The organism is Dactylosporangium sucinum, from assembly GCF_014647515.1.
Lineage (GTDB): Bacteria > Actinomycetota > Actinomycetes > Mycobacteriales > Micromonosporaceae > Dactylosporangium > Dactylosporangium sucinum.
In genome coordinates this window covers 113,526-129,972 of sequence record NZ_BMPI01000001.1, presented here as the reverse complement: position 1 = coordinate 129,972, position 16,447 = coordinate 113,526, and the positions used below count along the sequence as shown (strand labels likewise).

Below are 16,447 nucleotides of genomic sequence, written 5' to 3'. Positions count from 1 at the left end.
GCCTCCCTCGAGTGTCCTGCGTCGTTGGAGTGTCGATGTCCCGTCTGAGTACCGAGCACCGGCTCGTCACCGCAAGTGTCGCCACCGTGCTCGCCGTCGCATGCCTGGCCGGCTGTGCGATGGCGGTCGACAGCGCCGGCGCCCCGCAACCCAGCGGGACGACCGGGGCGATGAGCACCGGACGGGTCCCCACGGGCGCATCGGGCAGTCCCAGCGCACCGGCCGCCTCCACCGGCCCGTCGCCTGCGATGGTGGCCAGCACCACCGGGCCCGCGAGGCCAACCGCCACCCGGACCGGCCCCGCCCCGGCGCCGATCGGCTCGGCCGTGCTCTTCGACGACTTCAGCTACACCGGGCCGTCCGACCCGAGGTTCACCCGCGTGTGGTCGGTGCGTACCGGCAGGGGTGGACCGGGCGTGCAGGGCGCGAGCTGGTCGCCGAGCGCCATCACGTTCAACGGCGGCGGCGCGGGCCGGACCATGCTGATGACCGCGTCGACCGACGGCACCGCGGCGAAGACCGAGCACGCCGAGATCGACTCGACGCGGCAACGATTCTTCGACGGCACCTACGCGACCCGCATCCGCTTCACCGACGCGCCCGCCGGGCCGACCGGCGCCCACGTCTACCAGACCTTCTTCACCATCACGCCGCTCGCCCGGGACAACGACCCGTCCTACAGCGAGATGGACTTCGAGTACCTGCCCGCCGGCGGCTGGGGCGACAACCGCCGGCAGCTCGACCTGACCACGTGGTACACCTTCAGCGAAAGCTCGGGCAAGGGCGACTCCAGGTCCGCCGTGCGGGCGCAGAGCTACGACGGCTGGCACACCCTGGTGATGCAGGTCGGCGCCGGCACCGTGACCTACTTCGTCGACGGTGTCGCGGTGTTCGCCACCGATGGGAAGTACTACCCGAGGCAGCCGATGCTCCTGTGCTTCAACATCTGGTACATCGACGGCGAGATCGGTCCGCCCGGGGCGGTCCGCAGCTACCGGCAGGAGGTGGACTGGGTGTACTACGTCGGCGGCCACGTGGTCGCACCGGCCGCCGTACAGGCTCAGGTCGACGCCTACCGGGCCGCCGGCCGCACGCTGGTCGACACCCTGTAGCCGCGAGCCCGTCCCGGTGTCTGGGCGAGGCCGGTAGCTCAGGTCAGCGCGGTCGCCGGGTCTTGCTGTAGTGCCGCGCCGCCCGCGCCCGGTTGCCGCAGTCCGGTGTGCACCACTCGCGCCGGGTGTTGCCGCGCAGGAAGTACAGCACGCAGTTCGGGCCGGGGCAGATGCGCAGTTCGGGTCGGGCCGGGCCGGCGAACAGTTCGGCGGCCTCCTCGGCCAGCGCGGACAGCGCCGCGGCGACGGGCCGCGCGTGACTGCGGACCTCGATTCGCGGCTCACCGGTTCCTGGCTCGGCGTCGTAGCTCAGTTCGCGCCAGCGCGGCGCCCGGCGCGCGTGGCCGTTGAGCGCGGCGACGGCGCCCGCGTCGGGTGCCCGCCCGTGCACGATGGCGTCGGCGACGGCCCGGATGGTGGTGCGCAGGTCGTGCGCCGCGGCGAGGTCGTCGCCGGTGAGGCCGTCCAGATCGTCGTCGGTGAGCGCGACCGCAAGGCGGGTGCGCATGTCCCGCAGCCAGGCGGCGAGGTGGCCGGTCGTGTCCAGCCCTTCGCGCAGCCGGCCGCGGATGGCGAAGGTGGTGTTGGCGAACTCGATGGGGGGCGGCTCGCCCAGCAGCGGCGCCCCACCCGCGCTGAGGCGGATCGACTGCATAGGACCATAGTGACCCATTGACGGCGTGCGATGAGCCATGTCATCGTATCTAACGGATATTGCGGGTCGGACCCATTAGAGCTGGCGGAGGTAGCGCATGGCAACGCCCACCCTCGACACCGGTCACGTCGGGCTGAACGTGACCGACCTGGCCCGCTCGATTGCCTTCTACACCAGGGTCTTCGAGCTCGACGTCATCGCGGAGCAGCCTGCGGGCGAGCGGCAGTTCGCCTTTCTCGGTCGCGAGGGCCGGCCGGTGGTGACGCTGTGGCAGCAGAGCACGGGTGAGTTTCCGGCGGCCCTGCCGGGCCTGCACCACCTGGCGTTCCAGGCACCGGATATCGCGGCGGTCCGGCGCGCCGAGGCCACACTGCGGGAACTGGGCGCGACCCTGGTCTACGAGGGTGTGGTACCGCACGGCGAGGGCGCCTCGTCCGGCGGCGTGTTCTTCACCGACCCCGACGGCATCCGGCTGGAGATCTATGCGCTGACCGGCGCCGACGGCACGCCGGCGCCGACCCCGGCCGTACCGACCTGCGGGTTCTTCTAGCCCGCGCCGCCGGCGCCGGGAGGGGCGATGGAGCACGCGGGTGAGCGCGCGGTTCGGTTGCGGGCCGGCGCCGCCGTCGAAGCCCGCGAGGTCGGCGCGGCCGTCCCGGCGGTGGCCGCCCGCTTCCTCGGCGAGCAGCGGCTGGTCGTGATCGGCGCCGCGGACGGCGACGGCGCGGTCTGGGCCAGCCCGCTCACCGGCCCGCCCGGTTTCGTCGCCACAGACGGCGAGCGCACCATCGTCGTCGACCGGCTGCCCGGCGCCGGTGACCCGCTCGCCGGTCGGTTCGGCGCCGAGCACGACATCGGCCTGCTCGCCATCGACCCGGCCACCCGCCGGCGGATGCGAGCCAACGGCCGGGCCCGCCGGACCGCCGACCGACTGGTGATCGACACGGACCAGGTGTACGCCAACTGCCTGAAGTACCTGCAGACCAGGTACCCGCAAGGCGCGCCCTCGGCCCCGACGGCCCGGGCGGCCCGGCGCACGGGTTCGCTCTCCGCCGCGCAGCGGCGCCGGGTCGCCGCGGCCGACACCTTCTTCATCGCCAGCACCGCCCCGGACCTGGGCGCCGACGCGGCACACCGCGGTGGCAACCCCGGCTTTGTCACCGTCACCGGCGCGCGCCACCTGAGCTGGCCCGACTACGCCGGCAACGCGATGTTCTCGACGCTGGGCAACCTTGAGCTCGACGGGCGCTGCGGGCTGCTCTTCGTGGACTGGGAGCACGGCCACACCCTCCAGCTGACCGGCCGGGCCCGCGTCGACTGGGACGCCGACCGCGCCGCGACGACCCCCGGCGCCCAACGCTTCGTCGACTTCGAGGTCGAGCAGGTCGTCGATGTCACCGCCGGCCTCGGAATGCGCTGGTCGTTCGGCGGGTACTCCCGGTTCAACCCGCCCCCGCCCTCATGAGGATCTTGCGCGGCGGCCCGCCGGTGGCGTCAACCGGTCGCGACCGCGCCGAACTGATCCGCCTCGCTCGCGGTGCGGTTGCCCGTACGAACGTAGGTCATGATCTGATCGACCGACAGCCCGTCGAGCCCGAGGTCGGCGGAGCTGCGCCCGTGCGCCCACCAGTCGCGCTCGTGGATGACGTTGTAGATGTTGATGATGGAGTCGATCACCGGGGTCTCGACGCCGACGGCCTTGCCGATGATGCTCCACGGTACGAGGCCGTACGGGCCGTCTTCGGTGAAGTACCGGCTGTTGAGGTCGTGCGGGCCGGAGATGGGGGTCAACGCGATGTTGCCGTGCAGGTTCATGTAGAGCTCCTGCCATGAGTAGCCCTCGGGCAACCCGCTGAAGTCCTCGATCGGCGTGAGCGCGTAGCCGAGGCGCCTGCCGATCGCCTTGCGTTCGTTGTCGACCTGGACGTTGAGCCGGCACGACGCCGGGGTCACGCCGTGCTCGTAGAGGAAGAAGGGCCGCTTCGCGGCGTTCTCGATGGCGGTGACACTCAGCAAGCACGGTCCAGAGTGGACGCCGGGGTTGACGACGCTGAGGCCGGCCTCGAGGACGTCGGTGTAGACCTTGTCGAAGGGGTGGATCGCCCGTACCTCCCCGATCAGGTCGGCGCCGCGATCGGCCGGCATGAACGCGATGTTGACCTTGTTGAAGCCGTAGATCGCGACCTGGGCCGGCCCGGTCAGCCTGGTGTCGTACGGCAGGTTGTTGACCTCGGCGACGATCGGGCACTCGCCGTCGCCGAAGACGGTGCGGAACAGCAGGCCCCCGAACGCGCCCGGGTACAGCAGGACCACCTGGTCGGTGCTGACGCTGCCGCGGAGCAGCCGCGCGTACTCGGCGTGGGCGAACGCGGGCGTCACGACGAGGATGTACCGTACTCCGTCGATCGCCTCGTCGATGTCGTCGGTCACCTTGTCCAGCGCGAAGGTGCCCTGGATGACGCCGGTGGCGTGGATCCGCCGCGTCGCGAAGAGGTCGCGCACGCCGTCGCGGAACTGCGGCATCTCGAACATGTTGACCGAGAAGCCGCGCGACACGAGATCGGCGGCCATCGCGTGCGCGCCGTGACCGCCGCCGAGGATGGCAACTGTCTGCTTCATTGGGCTCCCTCGTCGATGCGGGTGACAGCGGCTGGCGGCGGGCCCACCGCCCGGGAATGTGCGTCGGCGGGCGGTTCGTCGAACGCCGTCAGGAACGCCCTGGTGCGCGCCTCGGCCGGCCGGCCCAGGACGTCCGCGGGTGGGCCCTGCTCGACGATGACGCCGCCGTCGATGAAGACGACCCAGTCGGAGACGCGGCGGGCGAACGGCACTTCGTGGGTGACGATGATCATCGTCATGCCGTCGTCGGCCAGTTCCCGCATCACTCGAAGTACCTCGCGGGTCGACTCGGGGTCCAGCGCCGAGGTGGGCTCGTCGAACAGGAGCACCTTGGGCTGCAGGGCCAGGGCGCGGGCGATCGCCACCCGCTGCTGCTCGCCGCCGGACATCTGTTCGGGGAACGCGAGTCCCCGGTGCGCGAGGTGGACCCGCCGCAGCAGCCGGACCGCGGTCTCCAGCGCCTGGTCCTCGCTGATTCGGCCGGCCTTGAGCTGCGCGAGCATGACGTTCTCGACCGCCGTCAGGTGCGGGAACAGGTGGAACCGCTGGAACACCATGCCGACCGACTGCCGCAGCCGGGCCAGGTCACGGCAGACGATCCTGGTGCCGGAGAACACCGTTTCGCCGGCGATCTGGATGCTGCCCCGATCCGGTCGCTCCAGCAGGTTGATGCAGCGCATCAGCGTGGTCTTGCCGCCGCCGCTCTGCCCGATGATGCTGACGATCTTTCCCGGCCACACCCGCAGGTCGACGTTGTCGAGAACGACCCGGCCGTCGAAGGACTTGACCAGTCCCTCGACCGTCACCAAGGGCGTACCGGCGGCGGGCGCCGCGCCGGACGGCGACGCGCTCGACGCGGTGAGGCTCTCCCCAGCGTTCATGACGCGTTGCCCACCTGTGCGGTGCCGAGCATGGCCCGGGCCTTGCGAAGCCGGCGGGCGCGACGCGGTGAGAGCGGGGCTCCCGCGTGCATGCGCCGTTCCAGCCAGAGCAGCCCCTGCGACAGGGGGTAGCACATCGCGAAGTAGATGGCCGCAATGACGATCATGACCTCCATGGTCCGGAACGTGGCCGAGGAGGCCGACTTGCCGACCTGGAACAGCTCGGCAGCGGAGATGATGACGAGCAGCGAGCTCGACTTGAGCATGTCGACCATCATCGTGTTCGTGCCGGCGAGGGCGAGCCGGACGCCCTGCGGGAAGATCACGCTTCCGAACGTGGTCATCCGGCTCAGCCCGAGCGCCTGTGCGGCCTCTCGCTGCCCGGGGTGGACGCCGACGAGGGCGGCCCGGAAGATCTCCGACAGGTACGCGGCGTAGAAGATCGCGAGGCTCAGCACGGCCGCCTGCGGCACCTCGAGGTTGACGTTGACGGGATCGCCGGCCAACCCGTAGTAGCCCATGTAGATGATCACGATGAGCGGGATGTTCTTGAAGACCTCGGTGTAGATACTGGCCGGTATCCGCAGCAGCCGGCGTTTGCTGGTCCGCATCAGGGCGAGCAGGAGGCCGAGCAGTGCGGCACCGGTGAAGCCGAGAGCGGTGTACTCCAGGGTGTGTTGCAGGCCGACGAGCAGATCGCCGCGGTATTGCGACCAGTCGACCTGGAACACGTCGTCAAGCCAGTCGAACATGTCGGTTCCTCTCCAGACCCGGGTGGGCGGTTCGCCGCGCCGGCGGCGGCGCGGCGAACCGATCCGCAGACCGGATCAGATGGTCGGCGGGGTCCATCCGGCATCGCGGTCCACACCGGCGCGCAGCCGCGCCTGGTAGGTGGCCGGCTTGAGGAACTGCCCCGGGTCACCGCCGTACTTGGTGATCAGTTCCTGCAACTTGCCGTTGCTGTACATCTTGCGGATCTCGGCGTTGAGCGCGGCCTCCAGCTTCGGCGCCTCCTTGGCGAGGTAGAAGCTGATCTGCAGCTGCCGGTAGTTGATCAGGTCAGGCGCTGCGGCGACCTGCGCGTCGGTCGGCTCCGCGAAGTACGAAATCTTGAACTTCGAGCTTGGATTCTTCTTCGCCTCGTACGGGATCACCAGCGGGTCGATGAACCCGACGTCGAGTCGGCCGTTGTTCAGGTCCGAGAACATCGACACCGCGTCCGGATAGGTCTTCGCGGCGCCGATCCCGGCCGTGGCCTTGATCGCCTTCTCCCAGAGATATCCGCTGATGGTCCCGACGTTCTTGCCCTTGAAGTCCTCGACGGTCGCGTACTTCGCGTCGCCGACCACCGCGATCGCTGGTGGAGAGTAGTAGACAGGGTCGGTGAACAGCCCTTTCTGGGAGCGCTCCTTGCCCCAGCCGATGCCGCCGATGCCGAGGTCCACCCGGTGCGACTGCACGTTGCCGAGCACGCCGTCCCAGTCCGACTCCCGGGCGACCACTCCGAGGCAGAGGTTCTTGGCCGCCTCGGCGAGGATCTCGCCGTCGAGGCCGTCCAGCTTGCCCCCGGTGAGGCCGATGTACGGCAGGTACGCGAATGTCCCGACGGTGATCTTGCCGCGTTCGACCGTGTCGACATCCGCCGGCGTGCAGCCGGCCGGTGCCGCGCCGGCGCCGCCGGAATCCTTCCCTCCGCACCCGCCGAGCAGCAGAGCACCCATCATCGCCGCGACCATCGTCGCGCGGGAGAATCTGTTTCGTCGCAACGTCACCGAACTCAACTCCTCGCCACTGCCGCATGAAGAACGTCAGGCGAACCTCGGTGGCCGGGGTCCGGTCGCATCCCGGCGGAGCCGACGGCGACCTGCCTGCGTGATTCGGCACACAGTATGAGCAGGCCGCCGACCGGTCATTGTGCGATCGATACGAAACTGCTCCCTCAGAAGGGGCAGAGGTTGTACGACTGATCCAACGTGCCCGTGCCGGGCCTAGCCGTCCGGCGCCGCGTCGACCTGATCGATCTCCTCCAGCAGGCACGCCAGGTACAGGGCGATCGCGACTCGCGGGGCGCGGCTGTCGGCGCCGACCGCCGCGGAGAGTCGCTTCAGCCGGTACAGCAGGGTGTTGCGGTGGATGTGCAGGGCCTCGGCGGTCTCGGTCAGTCGCAGGCCGTGCTCGACCAGCGCGATGACCGTGCGCCGCAGCTCGGGCCAGCCGCGTTGGGCGCTCAACGTGCCCAGCATCGCCCGGCGGAAGTCGTGGCGCTGCCTCGGGGCAATCCCCATGAGCAGGTCCCACACCCGGAAGTCGCGGGCGTCGTGCACCCGCACGCCGGGCATCATCCGCCGGCCGATCCGCAGCGCGCTCCACGCCTCGTGGTAGGACCGCGGCAGCTCGGCCAGGCCCGAGGCCGGGGCGCCGACGCCGACCCAGGAGCCGGCGCCCAGCCGCTGCTCGATCCGGCGCACGAGCGCGCCGCCGAGCTCGTGCAGCACGTCGACGCAGCGCTCGGGGCCACCCCGCGGAACCAGGTCGGCGAGCACCGCGACGGCCGTGGCGCCGACCGGAGCGACCAGATCGCCGGCGGCGTGGAAGACCTCCGCGGCCAGCCGCACCGGCAGCTGCCGGGAATCGGGGTCGGCGCCCGGCTCCCGGCCCGGTGCCGCTGCCTGCGGCTCCACCGCCACCACGACGACGGCACGCGGCACGTCCACGACGAAGCCCAGCTCCTCGGCGCGGGTTCGCAACGGTTCGGCGTCGACCACGCCCGCCTCGTAGCTGGCGATGTCGGCGACCAACTGCTCCACTGCGCGCTCCCGGCGCAGCTCCAGCCGCAGCAGCGCCGTCTGCCGCAGGATGATCTCGGTCTGCCGCCGCACGATCTCGCCGAACGGCCGGACGACCGCGGGATCGCCCGTGATGCCGACCGTACCCACGACCTCCTGCCCGAGCGTGAGTGGCAGGGTAATGCCCGGCCGCACCCCGGAGAGCCGGCGGGCGGCCGCGGGGTTGTGCCACGCCTCCGCGCGGCGCCGCACCACAGACACCGACGCCTCGTGCAACGTGCCGACCCTGGTCGGGTCGGCGCTGCCGATCACCCGGCCCTGCCGGTCGGTGACCAGGACGTTGAACCCGATCGCCGCGGTGATGCTGGCGGCGATCTCCTGGGCTAGCTCCGGCGTGAGCATCGTGCGGCCAGGGTGTTCGCGCCGCACAACCAGGTCACCTGCGATGCGGACTCCTTCGTACGTTCCATACGAAGGAGTCTGCATCACGATCACCCGGCACAGGGTGCCCGATTGTCTCGGCCGGCGGTCTGCGCCTTCAGCCGGCCGGCGACGGGGCTTGGCGATCCCGCACCCGCCAGGCGACGATGACCAGCCAGGTCATCCAGGCCAGGTTCAGGGCGAAGGCCAGCACGATCAGGATCGTTTGCGTTTCCGTGAAGCCCTCGGCGCCGGCCACCCAGCCCTGCGCCAGGTAGGCCAGGCCGCAGAGCACTATCAGGTAGGCGATCGGCCCCGGGAGTCCCGCTGCCCGCACGACCGCGGCGGCGAACAGCAGCGCGAGGCCCAGCGCGACGTCCTGGTAGCTGCGCACCCCCCACTCGAGCCACCGGACAGCCTCGGCGCCGGCGAAGCGGGCCGCCTGTGCGGCGTCCGGGGCGCCGGCCCACGCGTCCACGGCCTGCTTGAGGGCGACCCCGTCCACCGCCTGGAGGACGCCGTACAGCGCCAGCGTCGCCACCGCCGAAGCGGCGCCGAAGCGACCCGCCCATCTCGCCGTGCCGGCCCGGACCTCCAGGGCGGAGAACAGGGCGAGCAGCCCCGCGAGCAGGACCGCCATGGCGGCGAACTGACCGAGGTGCACGGCCGTCCAGGTCCGGCTGCCGGCGTACCCGGCGAACACCGCGGGGTGGTCGTTGGCGGGCCCACCGGCGTGGAACTGGGTGATCACGATGAACAGCAGCTGTCCCGCGAGCAGCAGCGTCGCCGGCAGCCGCAGCGACGTCCGATCGATCGGTGGCCGGCCGGGGCGGCGCGAGGGAGTTTCAGCGGTCATGGTGCGCTCCTGACCTGGGGAGGGAATCGGTCAGGGCCGAGTGTCGGTGCGGCGGCTTTCCGCGCGCTGGCCGGCGGCTGACCGACCTTGAACAGCCGCGGACAGCGGACGGACAGCGCCTCACGCTGAACCTACGTTCCCTTTGCGCCGGAGCCTGTTCCGAACAATCCCGGACAGTCCCGAACATCGATGTCCATTGCTATTCTGCGAGGCCTGCTGGTTTCATCGATTGCCATGAAGAAAATACTTGCTGTAGCGGCAGTCATGCTCATGGTCCTCGTGGGAGGGCAAGGCGAGGCTCTGGCCGCCGCGGATTTCGAGAAACCGTTCGAAGACAACATGGCCGTGGCGGCCCATGTCGAAGACCCAAATGGCGAGTACTGCCAAGAGAACTGGGTCATGGAACCGCCCCCGTTCCTGTGGACCATGGTCGCCAAGGGCTGCTTCACCAGGAATGGCGATGTCTGGGCCATCCAGGACTCCTTCGGCGACACATACCAGACCTTCATCTACTGGGAGAACTGGCTCTGGACCGGCTCCTCATGGCAGCCGTACCGATCCGGCTGGTGCAACAACAACCTGGGCGCTCCCAACTGGGGTAAATGCAACAAGGACTATTACGAGTCCTCCAGCAAGAACTTCTATGGGGGCAAGGGCAGTAAGATTCGCTTCCAAATCTGCCGCCGGCAACCCTGGGCAACGACGTGCAACCCTGGCAGCATCAACGACGCACCATGGATCAACAACAATGCCTGAGATCACTGGACCCGTTGGACGGCGTCGGTAGACCGGTTGGGGCTCGCGGGCGGTGCATCCCGGGGGCCCCAAGTGGTTTGCAAGATTGCCAGCTTGATCCTGCGTAGCGACCAGCCTGACCGCCACCTGCTGCGCTGACGACAGAAGCCTCGCATCGAGCCCCGTCGGACCGGTGGCGCCGGGGTTGGCAGCCCACTCGCGATGGGCGTCGCGGAGGACCGGCAGCCCCGAGCCCGGCTGTCCGGGGCAGTCAGGTCGGTCAGGTGGTGAGGCGGTGCGTCAGGGCGGTGTGACGGCGGCCGGCGCCGACGGTGCGTACGGCGGTGGCGAGGGCGCGGCGGGACCCGACGAGGACCACGAGCTTCTTCGCTCGGGTGACGGCGGTGTAGAGCAGGTTGCGTTGCAGCATGGTCCAGGCGCTGGTGGTCAGGGGGATGACGACGGCGGGGTACTCGGAGCCCTGGGAGCGGTGGATGGTCATGGCGTAGGCGTGGGCGAGCTCGTCGAGTTCGTCGAAGTCGTAGTCGATGGTCTCGTCCTCGTCGGTGCGCACCGTGAGGGTCTGCTCGTCGGTGGATAAGGCGGTGATGACGCCGAGGGTGCCGTTGAACACCCCGGCCTGGCCTTTGTCGTAGTTGTTGCGGATCTGGGTGACCTTGTCGCCGATGCGGAACACCCGCCCGCCGGAGCGTCGTTCGGGCAGTCCGTCGCGGCCGGGGGTGAGCTGTTGCTGGAGCAGGCCGTTGAGGGCGCCGGCGCCGGCGGGGCCGCGGTGCATCGGGGTGAGGACCTGGATGTCGCGGCGCGGGTCGAGGCCGAACTTCGCCGGGATTCGGGTGCAGGCCACGTCAACGGTCAGCGCGGCGGTGGCCTCGGTGTCGTCGCAGGGGAACAGGAAGAAGTCGGTCATGCCCTGCAGCTGCGGGGGTTTTCCGGCGTTGATGCGGTGGGCGTTGGTGACGACCCCGGACTGGGCGGCCTGCCGGAACACCTGGGTGAGCCGAACCTGCGGCACGTTGTCGGCGGCGAGGATGTCGCGCAGGACTTCGCCGGCACCGACGGACGGCAGCTGGTCCACGTCCCCGACGAGCAGCACGTGCGCGCCGGGCGGGACGGCTTTGATGAGCTTGTTGGCGAGGATGAGGTCGAGCATGGAGGCTTCGTCGACGACGAGCAGGTCGACGTCGAGAGGGTTGTCCCGGTCGTAGGACGGGTCGCCGCCGGGGCGTAGCTGTAGCAGGCGGTGGACGGTGGCGGCGGGGTGGCCGGTGAGTTCGGCGAGGCGTTTCGCGGCCCGGCCGGTCGGGGCGACCAGGGTGACCTTGGCCTTCTTCGCGGCGGCGAGGGTAACGATGGAGCGGACGGTGAAGCTCTTGCCGCAGCCGGGGCCGCCGGTGAGCACGGCGACCTTCGACGTGAGCGCGAGCCGGACCGCCTGCTCCTGCTCCGGGGCGAGGGTGGCGTCGGTGCGGGCGTGCAGCCAGGTGAGGGCTTTGGGCCAGTCGACGTCGGCGAAGTGTGGCATCCGGTCGGCCCGGTCGCGCAGCAGCCGGGTCAGCGCACCGGCGAGCGCGGTCTCGGCGCGGTGGAACGGCACGAGATACACCGCGGTCACCGGCCCGGCCGGGCCCGGTAACTGTTCCCGGACAACGCCTTCCTCGGCGGCCAGGGTGTCGAGGCAGGTGCCGGTGAGGGCGGCGGGCACGTCGAGGATCTTGACCGCGTCGGCGATGAGCTGGGCCTGGGGCAGGTAGCAGTGCCCGGCGTCGGTGGCCTCGGACAGGGTGTACTGCAGGCCGGCCTTGACCCGTTCCGGGCTGTCGTGCGGGATGCCGACGGCTTGGGCGATGGTGTCGGCGGTCTTGAACCCGATGCCCCACACGTCGGCGGCGAGTCGGTACGGCTCGGTGCGCACGACCGTGATCGACTCGTCGGCGTACTGCTTGAAGATCCGCACCGCCAGGGAGGTGGACACGCCGACGCCCTGCAGGAAGACCATCACCTCCTTGATCGCCTTCTGCTCTTCCCAGGCGGCGGTGATCTTCGCGGTGCGCTTCGGGCCGAGGCCGGGGACCTCGACCAGCCGGGCGGGTTCCTCTTCGATGACCCGCAGGGTATCCAGGCCGAAGTGCGCGACGATCCGCTCGGCGAACACCGGCCCGATGCCCTTGACCAGGCCGGAGCCGAGGTAGCGCTGGATGCCCTGGATCGTGGCGGGCAGGACCGTGGTGTAGGACTCGACCTCGAACTGCCGCCCGTACTTCGGGTGGCTCGACCACCGCCCGACGAGGCGAAGGCTTTCCCCGGGCTGGGCGCCGAGCAGCGCCCCGACCACGGTGAGCAGCTCGTCCCCGCCGCGACTGGTCGCGACCCGGGCCACGGTGTAGCCGGTGTCCTCGTTGACGTAGGTCAGCCGCTCCAGGACCGCCTCGAGGACGGCTCCTGTCGGACGGGTCGAGGCGGCGGTCGCAGTCACGGCGACCATCGTGCCTGTTCACCCGCCCGGCTCGCCAGGCGGCCGTGCGGGATCTTGCGGTACTGGTTAGCGAGTGTTCTACTCAACCAGAACAATCTGGCCCCTGTTCGGGGACGGATGGAGAGGACCCGTGCGGTGATCAACTTTCATATCGACCGGTCCAGCAGCGTCCCCGCGTACGCCCAGCTGGTGCGGCAGGTGCGCGAGGGGCTGCGGATCGGGACGCTGCGGCCCGGGGACCAACTTCCCACCGTGCGCAGTGTGGTGACCGCATGCACGGTCAACCCGACCACGGTGCTGAAGGCCTACCGGGAACTGGAGCTGTCCGGCCTGGTGGAGGCGCGGCAGGGGGCGGGCACCTTCGTCAGCGGCACGCTCGGCCACGCGGATCCCCATGCCCTGGCCCGCCTGCGCAGCGGCCTGGCCCGATGGCTCGACCAGGCCCGCGACGCCGGTCTGGAGGACGAGGACGTCCAGGCATTGCTCGCCTCGGTGCTCGTGGAGCACCCGGCGCGCAGGACGCAGGCCGGCGGCGATCAGCCACAGGGGAGGCCGGCGCCGGGCGCTGCCTCCCGGCGCAAGGAAGGCGTCGCGTGAGCGTGCAGTCCATCGCCCTGGAGGCCCGCGACGTGAGCAAGCGCTATCGCAACGTGTGGGCGCTGCGGGAGTGCAGTTTCCGGCTGCCCGCCAACCGCATCATCGCGCTCGTCGGCGCCAACGGCGCGGGCAAGTCGACCCTGATGAGCATCATCAGCGGCATGCTGGCGGCCACCTCCGGCTCGCTGCTGGTCAACAGCCGCCCGATGGTGAAGGGCAGGACCGGGACCGCCGACGCCGGGAGCCGAGTCGCGATCCTGGCCCAGGACAAGCCCCTCTACCGGGACTTCAGCGCGGCCGACATGCTCCGCTTCGGACGGGCCACCAACCGCGAGTGGGACCAGCGACGGGCACTGTCCTGGCTGGAACGCTTCGACGTGCCCCTGGACCGCCGCTGCGGCAAGCTGTCCGGCGGACAGCGGACCCAGGTCGCGCTCGCGGTCGCCCTGGGATCCCGCCCCGCCGTGCTCCTGCTCGACGAACCACTGTCCAACCTCGACCCGGTGGCCCGCACCGACGTCACCGGCGAGCTGATGGCCGAGGCGGCCGACAGCGACATGACGGTGATGCTGTCGACCCACATCGTGGCGGAGCTCAGCGGCGTCTGCGACCACCTGCTGCTGCTCGACGCAGGACGGCCGCTGCTCACCGGCGACGTCGAGGAGCTGCTCGACAGCCACCTGCGGCTCACCGGACCCCGCGCGGAGCGGCCGCCGGGCCCAGGGGCGATCGTCCAGGCGCAGCACACCGACCGGCAGTCGACGTTCGTCGTTTCGTCGACCGGCCGGACCGGCTGTGCACGCCGTCGTCGCCCCCGGATGGACCACCCAACCCGTCGCCCTGGACGAGCTGATCCTGACCTACCTCAAGGCATCGGCCAAGACGCACCGGGACCTGGAGGCGGCAGCATGACCCCGACCACCCGACCGCGGCTCGCCACGCACCACGAGGACAGCACGGAGCACACCGCCGCGCCGGACGGCAACGCCTCCGGTCTGATCTGGCTGACCTGGCGCCAGCACCGCTGGACCCTCCTCGGCACGCTCGTCCTGGCCGCCGTGCTGGTGGGCTGGATGACCTACCTGTCCAACGAGCTGACGGACCTGTATCACCAGTGCCACGACACGCTGTGCCCGGAACAGTCCCCTCAGGGCGACCGACTGGCCGGGACCTCCAGCCTGGCCCTCACCCTCGCCTCGCTGTTGACGCTGGTGCAGTACATGCCGATGCTGATCGGCGTGTTCATCGGCGTCCCGGTGTTGTCCAGGGAGCATGAGCAACGGACCCTGCTGCTGGCCTGGAGCCAGGACGTCTCCCCGGCCCGCTGGCTGTGGACCAAGCTGAGCCTGCTCGGCCTGTTCGTGGCAGCCGTGACCGCGGCCGTCGCGGGCGCGAGCGACCACCTGGAACACGCGTTGGCCAGCGTCTCGAAGGGGAGCCTGTTCCAGTACAGGACGTTCCTGGACACCGGGATGCTCCCGCTCGCCGTCAGCATCTGCTGGTTCGCGGTCGGCGTCGCGCTCGGCGCCGCCGTCAAGCGCACACTCCCGGCCGTGTTCGGCGTCGCCGCGGGCTTCATCGGCCTGATGCTGCTCGTCCGGTGGCGCTTTCCCACGCTCATTGAGCCGCTGTCGGGCTACCGGCAGCTCGGCGTGCCGGACGATCTGCTGGACAAGAACGCCTTGATCGTCAAGGGCGGTTTCGTCAACTACAGCGCCGACCAGCCGTCGGGCCTGTACGACGCCTCCCGGCACCAGCTCACCGGCGCCGAGTTGGAACGCCTCTGCCCGCCCGACAACGGTGCCACCACGGCGCTCTCCTGCTACGTCGACAACCACCTCCAGCAGCACATCATGTATCAGCCGAGCAGCAGGATCCCCGACTTCCACCTGATCATCGGCGCCGGCTACCTGGGCCTGGCCGCAGTGGCCCTCGCCGCCGCCTGGCTGATCGTCCGCCGCACCGACCTCAGCGCGGGCTGACAACGCGAACCCGGGCGTGGCCACGGGGTGGCGGCGTCCGGGGCCGGACGCCGCCACCGAGCCTCACTGCCAGGACAGGAAGCTGCCGTACGGGCCGCTGAGGATGGCGTTCTTCTGCGCCTGGCTGAAGTGGGTGTTCGGGTAGCTGTAGAACGACGCGGACATGGGCGTGCCGTCGGTCGAGGTCGAGTCGGGCAACCCGAAGGCGTGGCCGAGCTCGTGGACCATCCCGCCGTACCAGCGGTTCATCGGCCCGTTGACGCCGGCCGCGCCGTCCGCGTCGTGACCGCTGAGCAGGACCCAGCCCGGGCTCGCCCCGCCGCCGGACTTGCCGACGTCCTCGGCGCTGATCTCGCCGACGACGAGCCAGCGGCTGTCGGGGTTGTTGATGCCGAGTCGGCGGCGCAGCTCGGCCTGCATGTTGAAGACCACGCACCAGTAGCGGTCGGCGGACGTGCAGTTGTTGTTGATGTAGAAGTTGGTGTCACGCTCGCCGTTGACCACCTCCACGACCGTCGTGTTGAGCGTGAAGGTCTTGCCGAGCTCCTGCTGGTAGTACCGCTGCGCCTCCCGCATCACGTTCGCGATCCCGTCCGGGTACCGCTGGTTGAACGCAACGTCGGTCGGCTTGAGCCACAGGACCCGGACCGTCCGGTTCGCCAGGCCGGTGCCGCCCGTCGACGACGGCGACGGGGACGGCGACGACGACCGCGACGGCGAGGCGCTCGCCGACGGGTTGACGGATCCGGTGCAGGCGACGTTGTTGAGCCGGAACGAGGCCGGCACCGGGTTGGCGTCGCTCCAGGCACCGTTGAACCCGAACGAGGTGCTGGCGCCGGTGCCGAGCGCGCCGTTGTACCCCACGTTGACCGCCGTCACGGCCGCGCCGCTCTGCGTGACGGTCGCGTTCCAGGCCTGGGTGACGGTCTGGCCGTTGGTGAAGCTCCAGGTCAGCGTCCAGCCGCTGATCGCCTGCCACTGCGAGCTGACCGTGTACGTCACCCGGCAGCCGGCCGCGGCGGCACCGGCCGTCGTCGCGACGGTCGCCCCGGCCGCGGCGAGGCTGACCGTGGCCGCGACGACCACGAGCCCGCGAACCCGTTCACGCCGCATGCTCATCCCCTTTCATCCACGAGCTCCGATGGGTGCGGCCAGGATGGTTCACGAAAACCTTTTCGGCAAGATGGCGAGGCCGGTCCGAAAACCTTTCACGGCCGGGGGATGAAACTTTCGCGGGTGTCAGCGCCGTGTCCGGTCGCCACGCCGGCCATCGGATCGAGGCTGATCACAGTCAGCGCAGGGGCAAG

General features: G+C 70.3%; 15 protein-coding genes. 6 read left to right on the top strand and 9 right to left on the bottom strand.

Annotated features, from left to right (window positions below; genetic code table 11):
* The first annotated feature begins 35 nt into the window (after window positions 1–35).
* On the top strand, window positions 36–1,112 hold the full coding sequence (locus IEZ31_RS00525; protein ID WP_190247662.1) for a glycoside hydrolase family 16 protein: 1,077 nt from the start codon (window positions 36–38) through the stop codon (window positions 1,110–1,112).
* Between the two features lie 43 nt (window positions 1,113–1,155).
* Here the strand turns inward: IEZ31_RS00525 and IEZ31_RS00520 are convergent, their stop codons facing one another.
* Window positions 1,156–1,767, bottom strand: coding sequence for a CGNR zinc finger domain-containing protein (locus IEZ31_RS00520; RefSeq protein WP_190247661.1), 612 nt, complete (start codon window positions 1,765–1,767; stop codon window positions 1,156–1,158).
* A 97-nt stretch (window positions 1,768–1,864) separates the two neighbouring features.
* Between IEZ31_RS00520 and IEZ31_RS00515 the strand changes: the two genes are divergently transcribed.
* Both IEZ31_RS00515 and IEZ31_RS00510 read left to right on the top strand, forming a co-directional pair.
* Window positions 1,865–2,317 carry a VOC family protein gene (locus IEZ31_RS00515; RefSeq protein WP_190247660.1) on the top strand — a complete coding sequence of 151 codons (453 nt, stop codon included), beginning with the start codon at window positions 1,865–1,867 and terminating at the stop codon, window positions 2,315–2,317.
* Between the two features lie 27 nt (window positions 2,318–2,344).
* The gene (locus IEZ31_RS00510; protein ID WP_190247659.1) at window positions 2,345–3,232 is read left to right on the top strand and encodes a pyridoxamine 5'-phosphate oxidase family protein; all 888 of its coding nucleotides are present in this window, start codon (window positions 2,345–2,347) and stop codon (window positions 3,230–3,232) included.
* Between the two features lie 29 nt (window positions 3,233–3,261).
* Here IEZ31_RS00510 and IEZ31_RS00505 read toward each other — a convergent pair whose 3' ends face one another.
* The 6 genes from IEZ31_RS00505 to IEZ31_RS00480 form a co-directional block, all read right to left on the bottom strand.
* The gene (locus IEZ31_RS00505) at window positions 3,262–4,386 is read right to left on the bottom strand and encodes an NAD/NADP-dependent octopine/nopaline dehydrogenase family protein (protein ID WP_190247658.1); all 1,125 of its coding nucleotides are present in this window, start codon (window positions 4,384–4,386) and stop codon (window positions 3,262–3,264) included.
* Complete coding sequence (locus IEZ31_RS00500) at window positions 4,383–5,267, bottom strand: amino acid ABC transporter ATP-binding protein (protein WP_308429334.1); 885 nt, start codon at window positions 5,265–5,267, stop codon at window positions 4,383–4,385. The genes IEZ31_RS00505 and IEZ31_RS00500 overlap by 4 nt, the downstream gene beginning before the upstream one ends.
* Window positions 5,264–6,019 carry an amino acid ABC transporter permease gene (locus IEZ31_RS00495; protein ID WP_190247657.1) on the bottom strand — a complete coding sequence of 252 codons (756 nt, stop codon included), beginning with the start codon at window positions 6,017–6,019 and terminating at the stop codon, window positions 5,264–5,266. The genes IEZ31_RS00500 and IEZ31_RS00495 overlap by 4 nt, the downstream gene beginning before the upstream one ends.
* A gap of 75 nt (window positions 6,020–6,094) precedes the next feature.
* Window positions 6,095–7,039 (bottom strand): substrate-binding periplasmic protein, encoded by a 945-nt coding sequence (locus tag IEZ31_RS00490; RefSeq protein WP_229833873.1) that lies wholly within the window; start codon window positions 7,037–7,039, stop codon window positions 6,095–6,097.
* A gap of 216 nt (window positions 7,040–7,255) precedes the next feature.
* Window positions 7,256–8,455, bottom strand: a complete 1,200-nt coding sequence (locus IEZ31_RS00485; protein WP_190247656.1) for a CdaR family transcriptional regulator — start codon at window positions 8,453–8,455, stop codon at window positions 7,256–7,258.
* Window positions 8,456–8,591: 136 nt separating this feature from the next.
* Window positions 8,592–9,329, bottom strand: a complete 738-nt coding sequence (locus IEZ31_RS00480) for a hypothetical protein (protein WP_190247655.1) — start codon at window positions 9,327–9,329, stop codon at window positions 8,592–8,594.
* 189 nt (window positions 9,330–9,518) lie between these two features.
* On the opposite strand from IEZ31_RS00480, the gene IEZ31_RS00475 reads away from it, so the two are divergent.
* Complete coding sequence (locus IEZ31_RS00475) at window positions 9,519–10,085, top strand: hypothetical protein (RefSeq protein WP_190247654.1); 567 nt, start codon at window positions 9,519–9,521, stop codon at window positions 10,083–10,085.
* 259 nt (window positions 10,086–10,344) lie between these two features.
* Here the strand turns inward: IEZ31_RS00475 and recD2 are convergent, their stop codons facing one another.
* Window positions 10,345–12,570 (bottom strand): SF1B family DNA helicase RecD2, encoded by a 2,226-nt coding sequence (recD2, locus tag IEZ31_RS00470; RefSeq protein ID WP_190247653.1) that lies wholly within the window; start codon window positions 12,568–12,570, stop codon window positions 10,345–10,347.
* A gap of 126 nt (window positions 12,571–12,696) precedes the next feature.
* On the opposite strand from recD2, the gene IEZ31_RS00465 reads away from it, so the two are divergent.
* Complete coding sequence (locus IEZ31_RS00465; protein WP_229833869.1) at window positions 12,697–13,158, top strand: GntR family transcriptional regulator; 462 nt, start codon at window positions 12,697–12,699, stop codon at window positions 13,156–13,158.
* Window positions 13,155–15,140 carry an ABC transporter ATP-binding protein gene (locus IEZ31_RS55950; protein ID WP_229833866.1) on the top strand — a complete coding sequence of 662 codons (1,986 nt, stop codon included), beginning with the start codon at window positions 13,155–13,157 and terminating at the stop codon, window positions 15,138–15,140. The genes IEZ31_RS00465 and IEZ31_RS55950 overlap by 4 nt, the downstream gene beginning before the upstream one ends.
* A 63-nt stretch (window positions 15,141–15,203) precedes the next feature.
* On the opposite strand, the gene IEZ31_RS00450 is transcribed toward IEZ31_RS55950, so the two are convergent.
* Window positions 15,204–16,253 carry a cellulose binding domain-containing protein gene (locus IEZ31_RS00450; RefSeq protein WP_190247651.1) on the bottom strand — a complete coding sequence of 350 codons (1,050 nt, stop codon included), beginning with the start codon at window positions 16,251–16,253 and terminating at the stop codon, window positions 15,204–15,206.
* Between the last annotated feature and the right edge of the window lie 194 nt (window positions 16,254–16,447).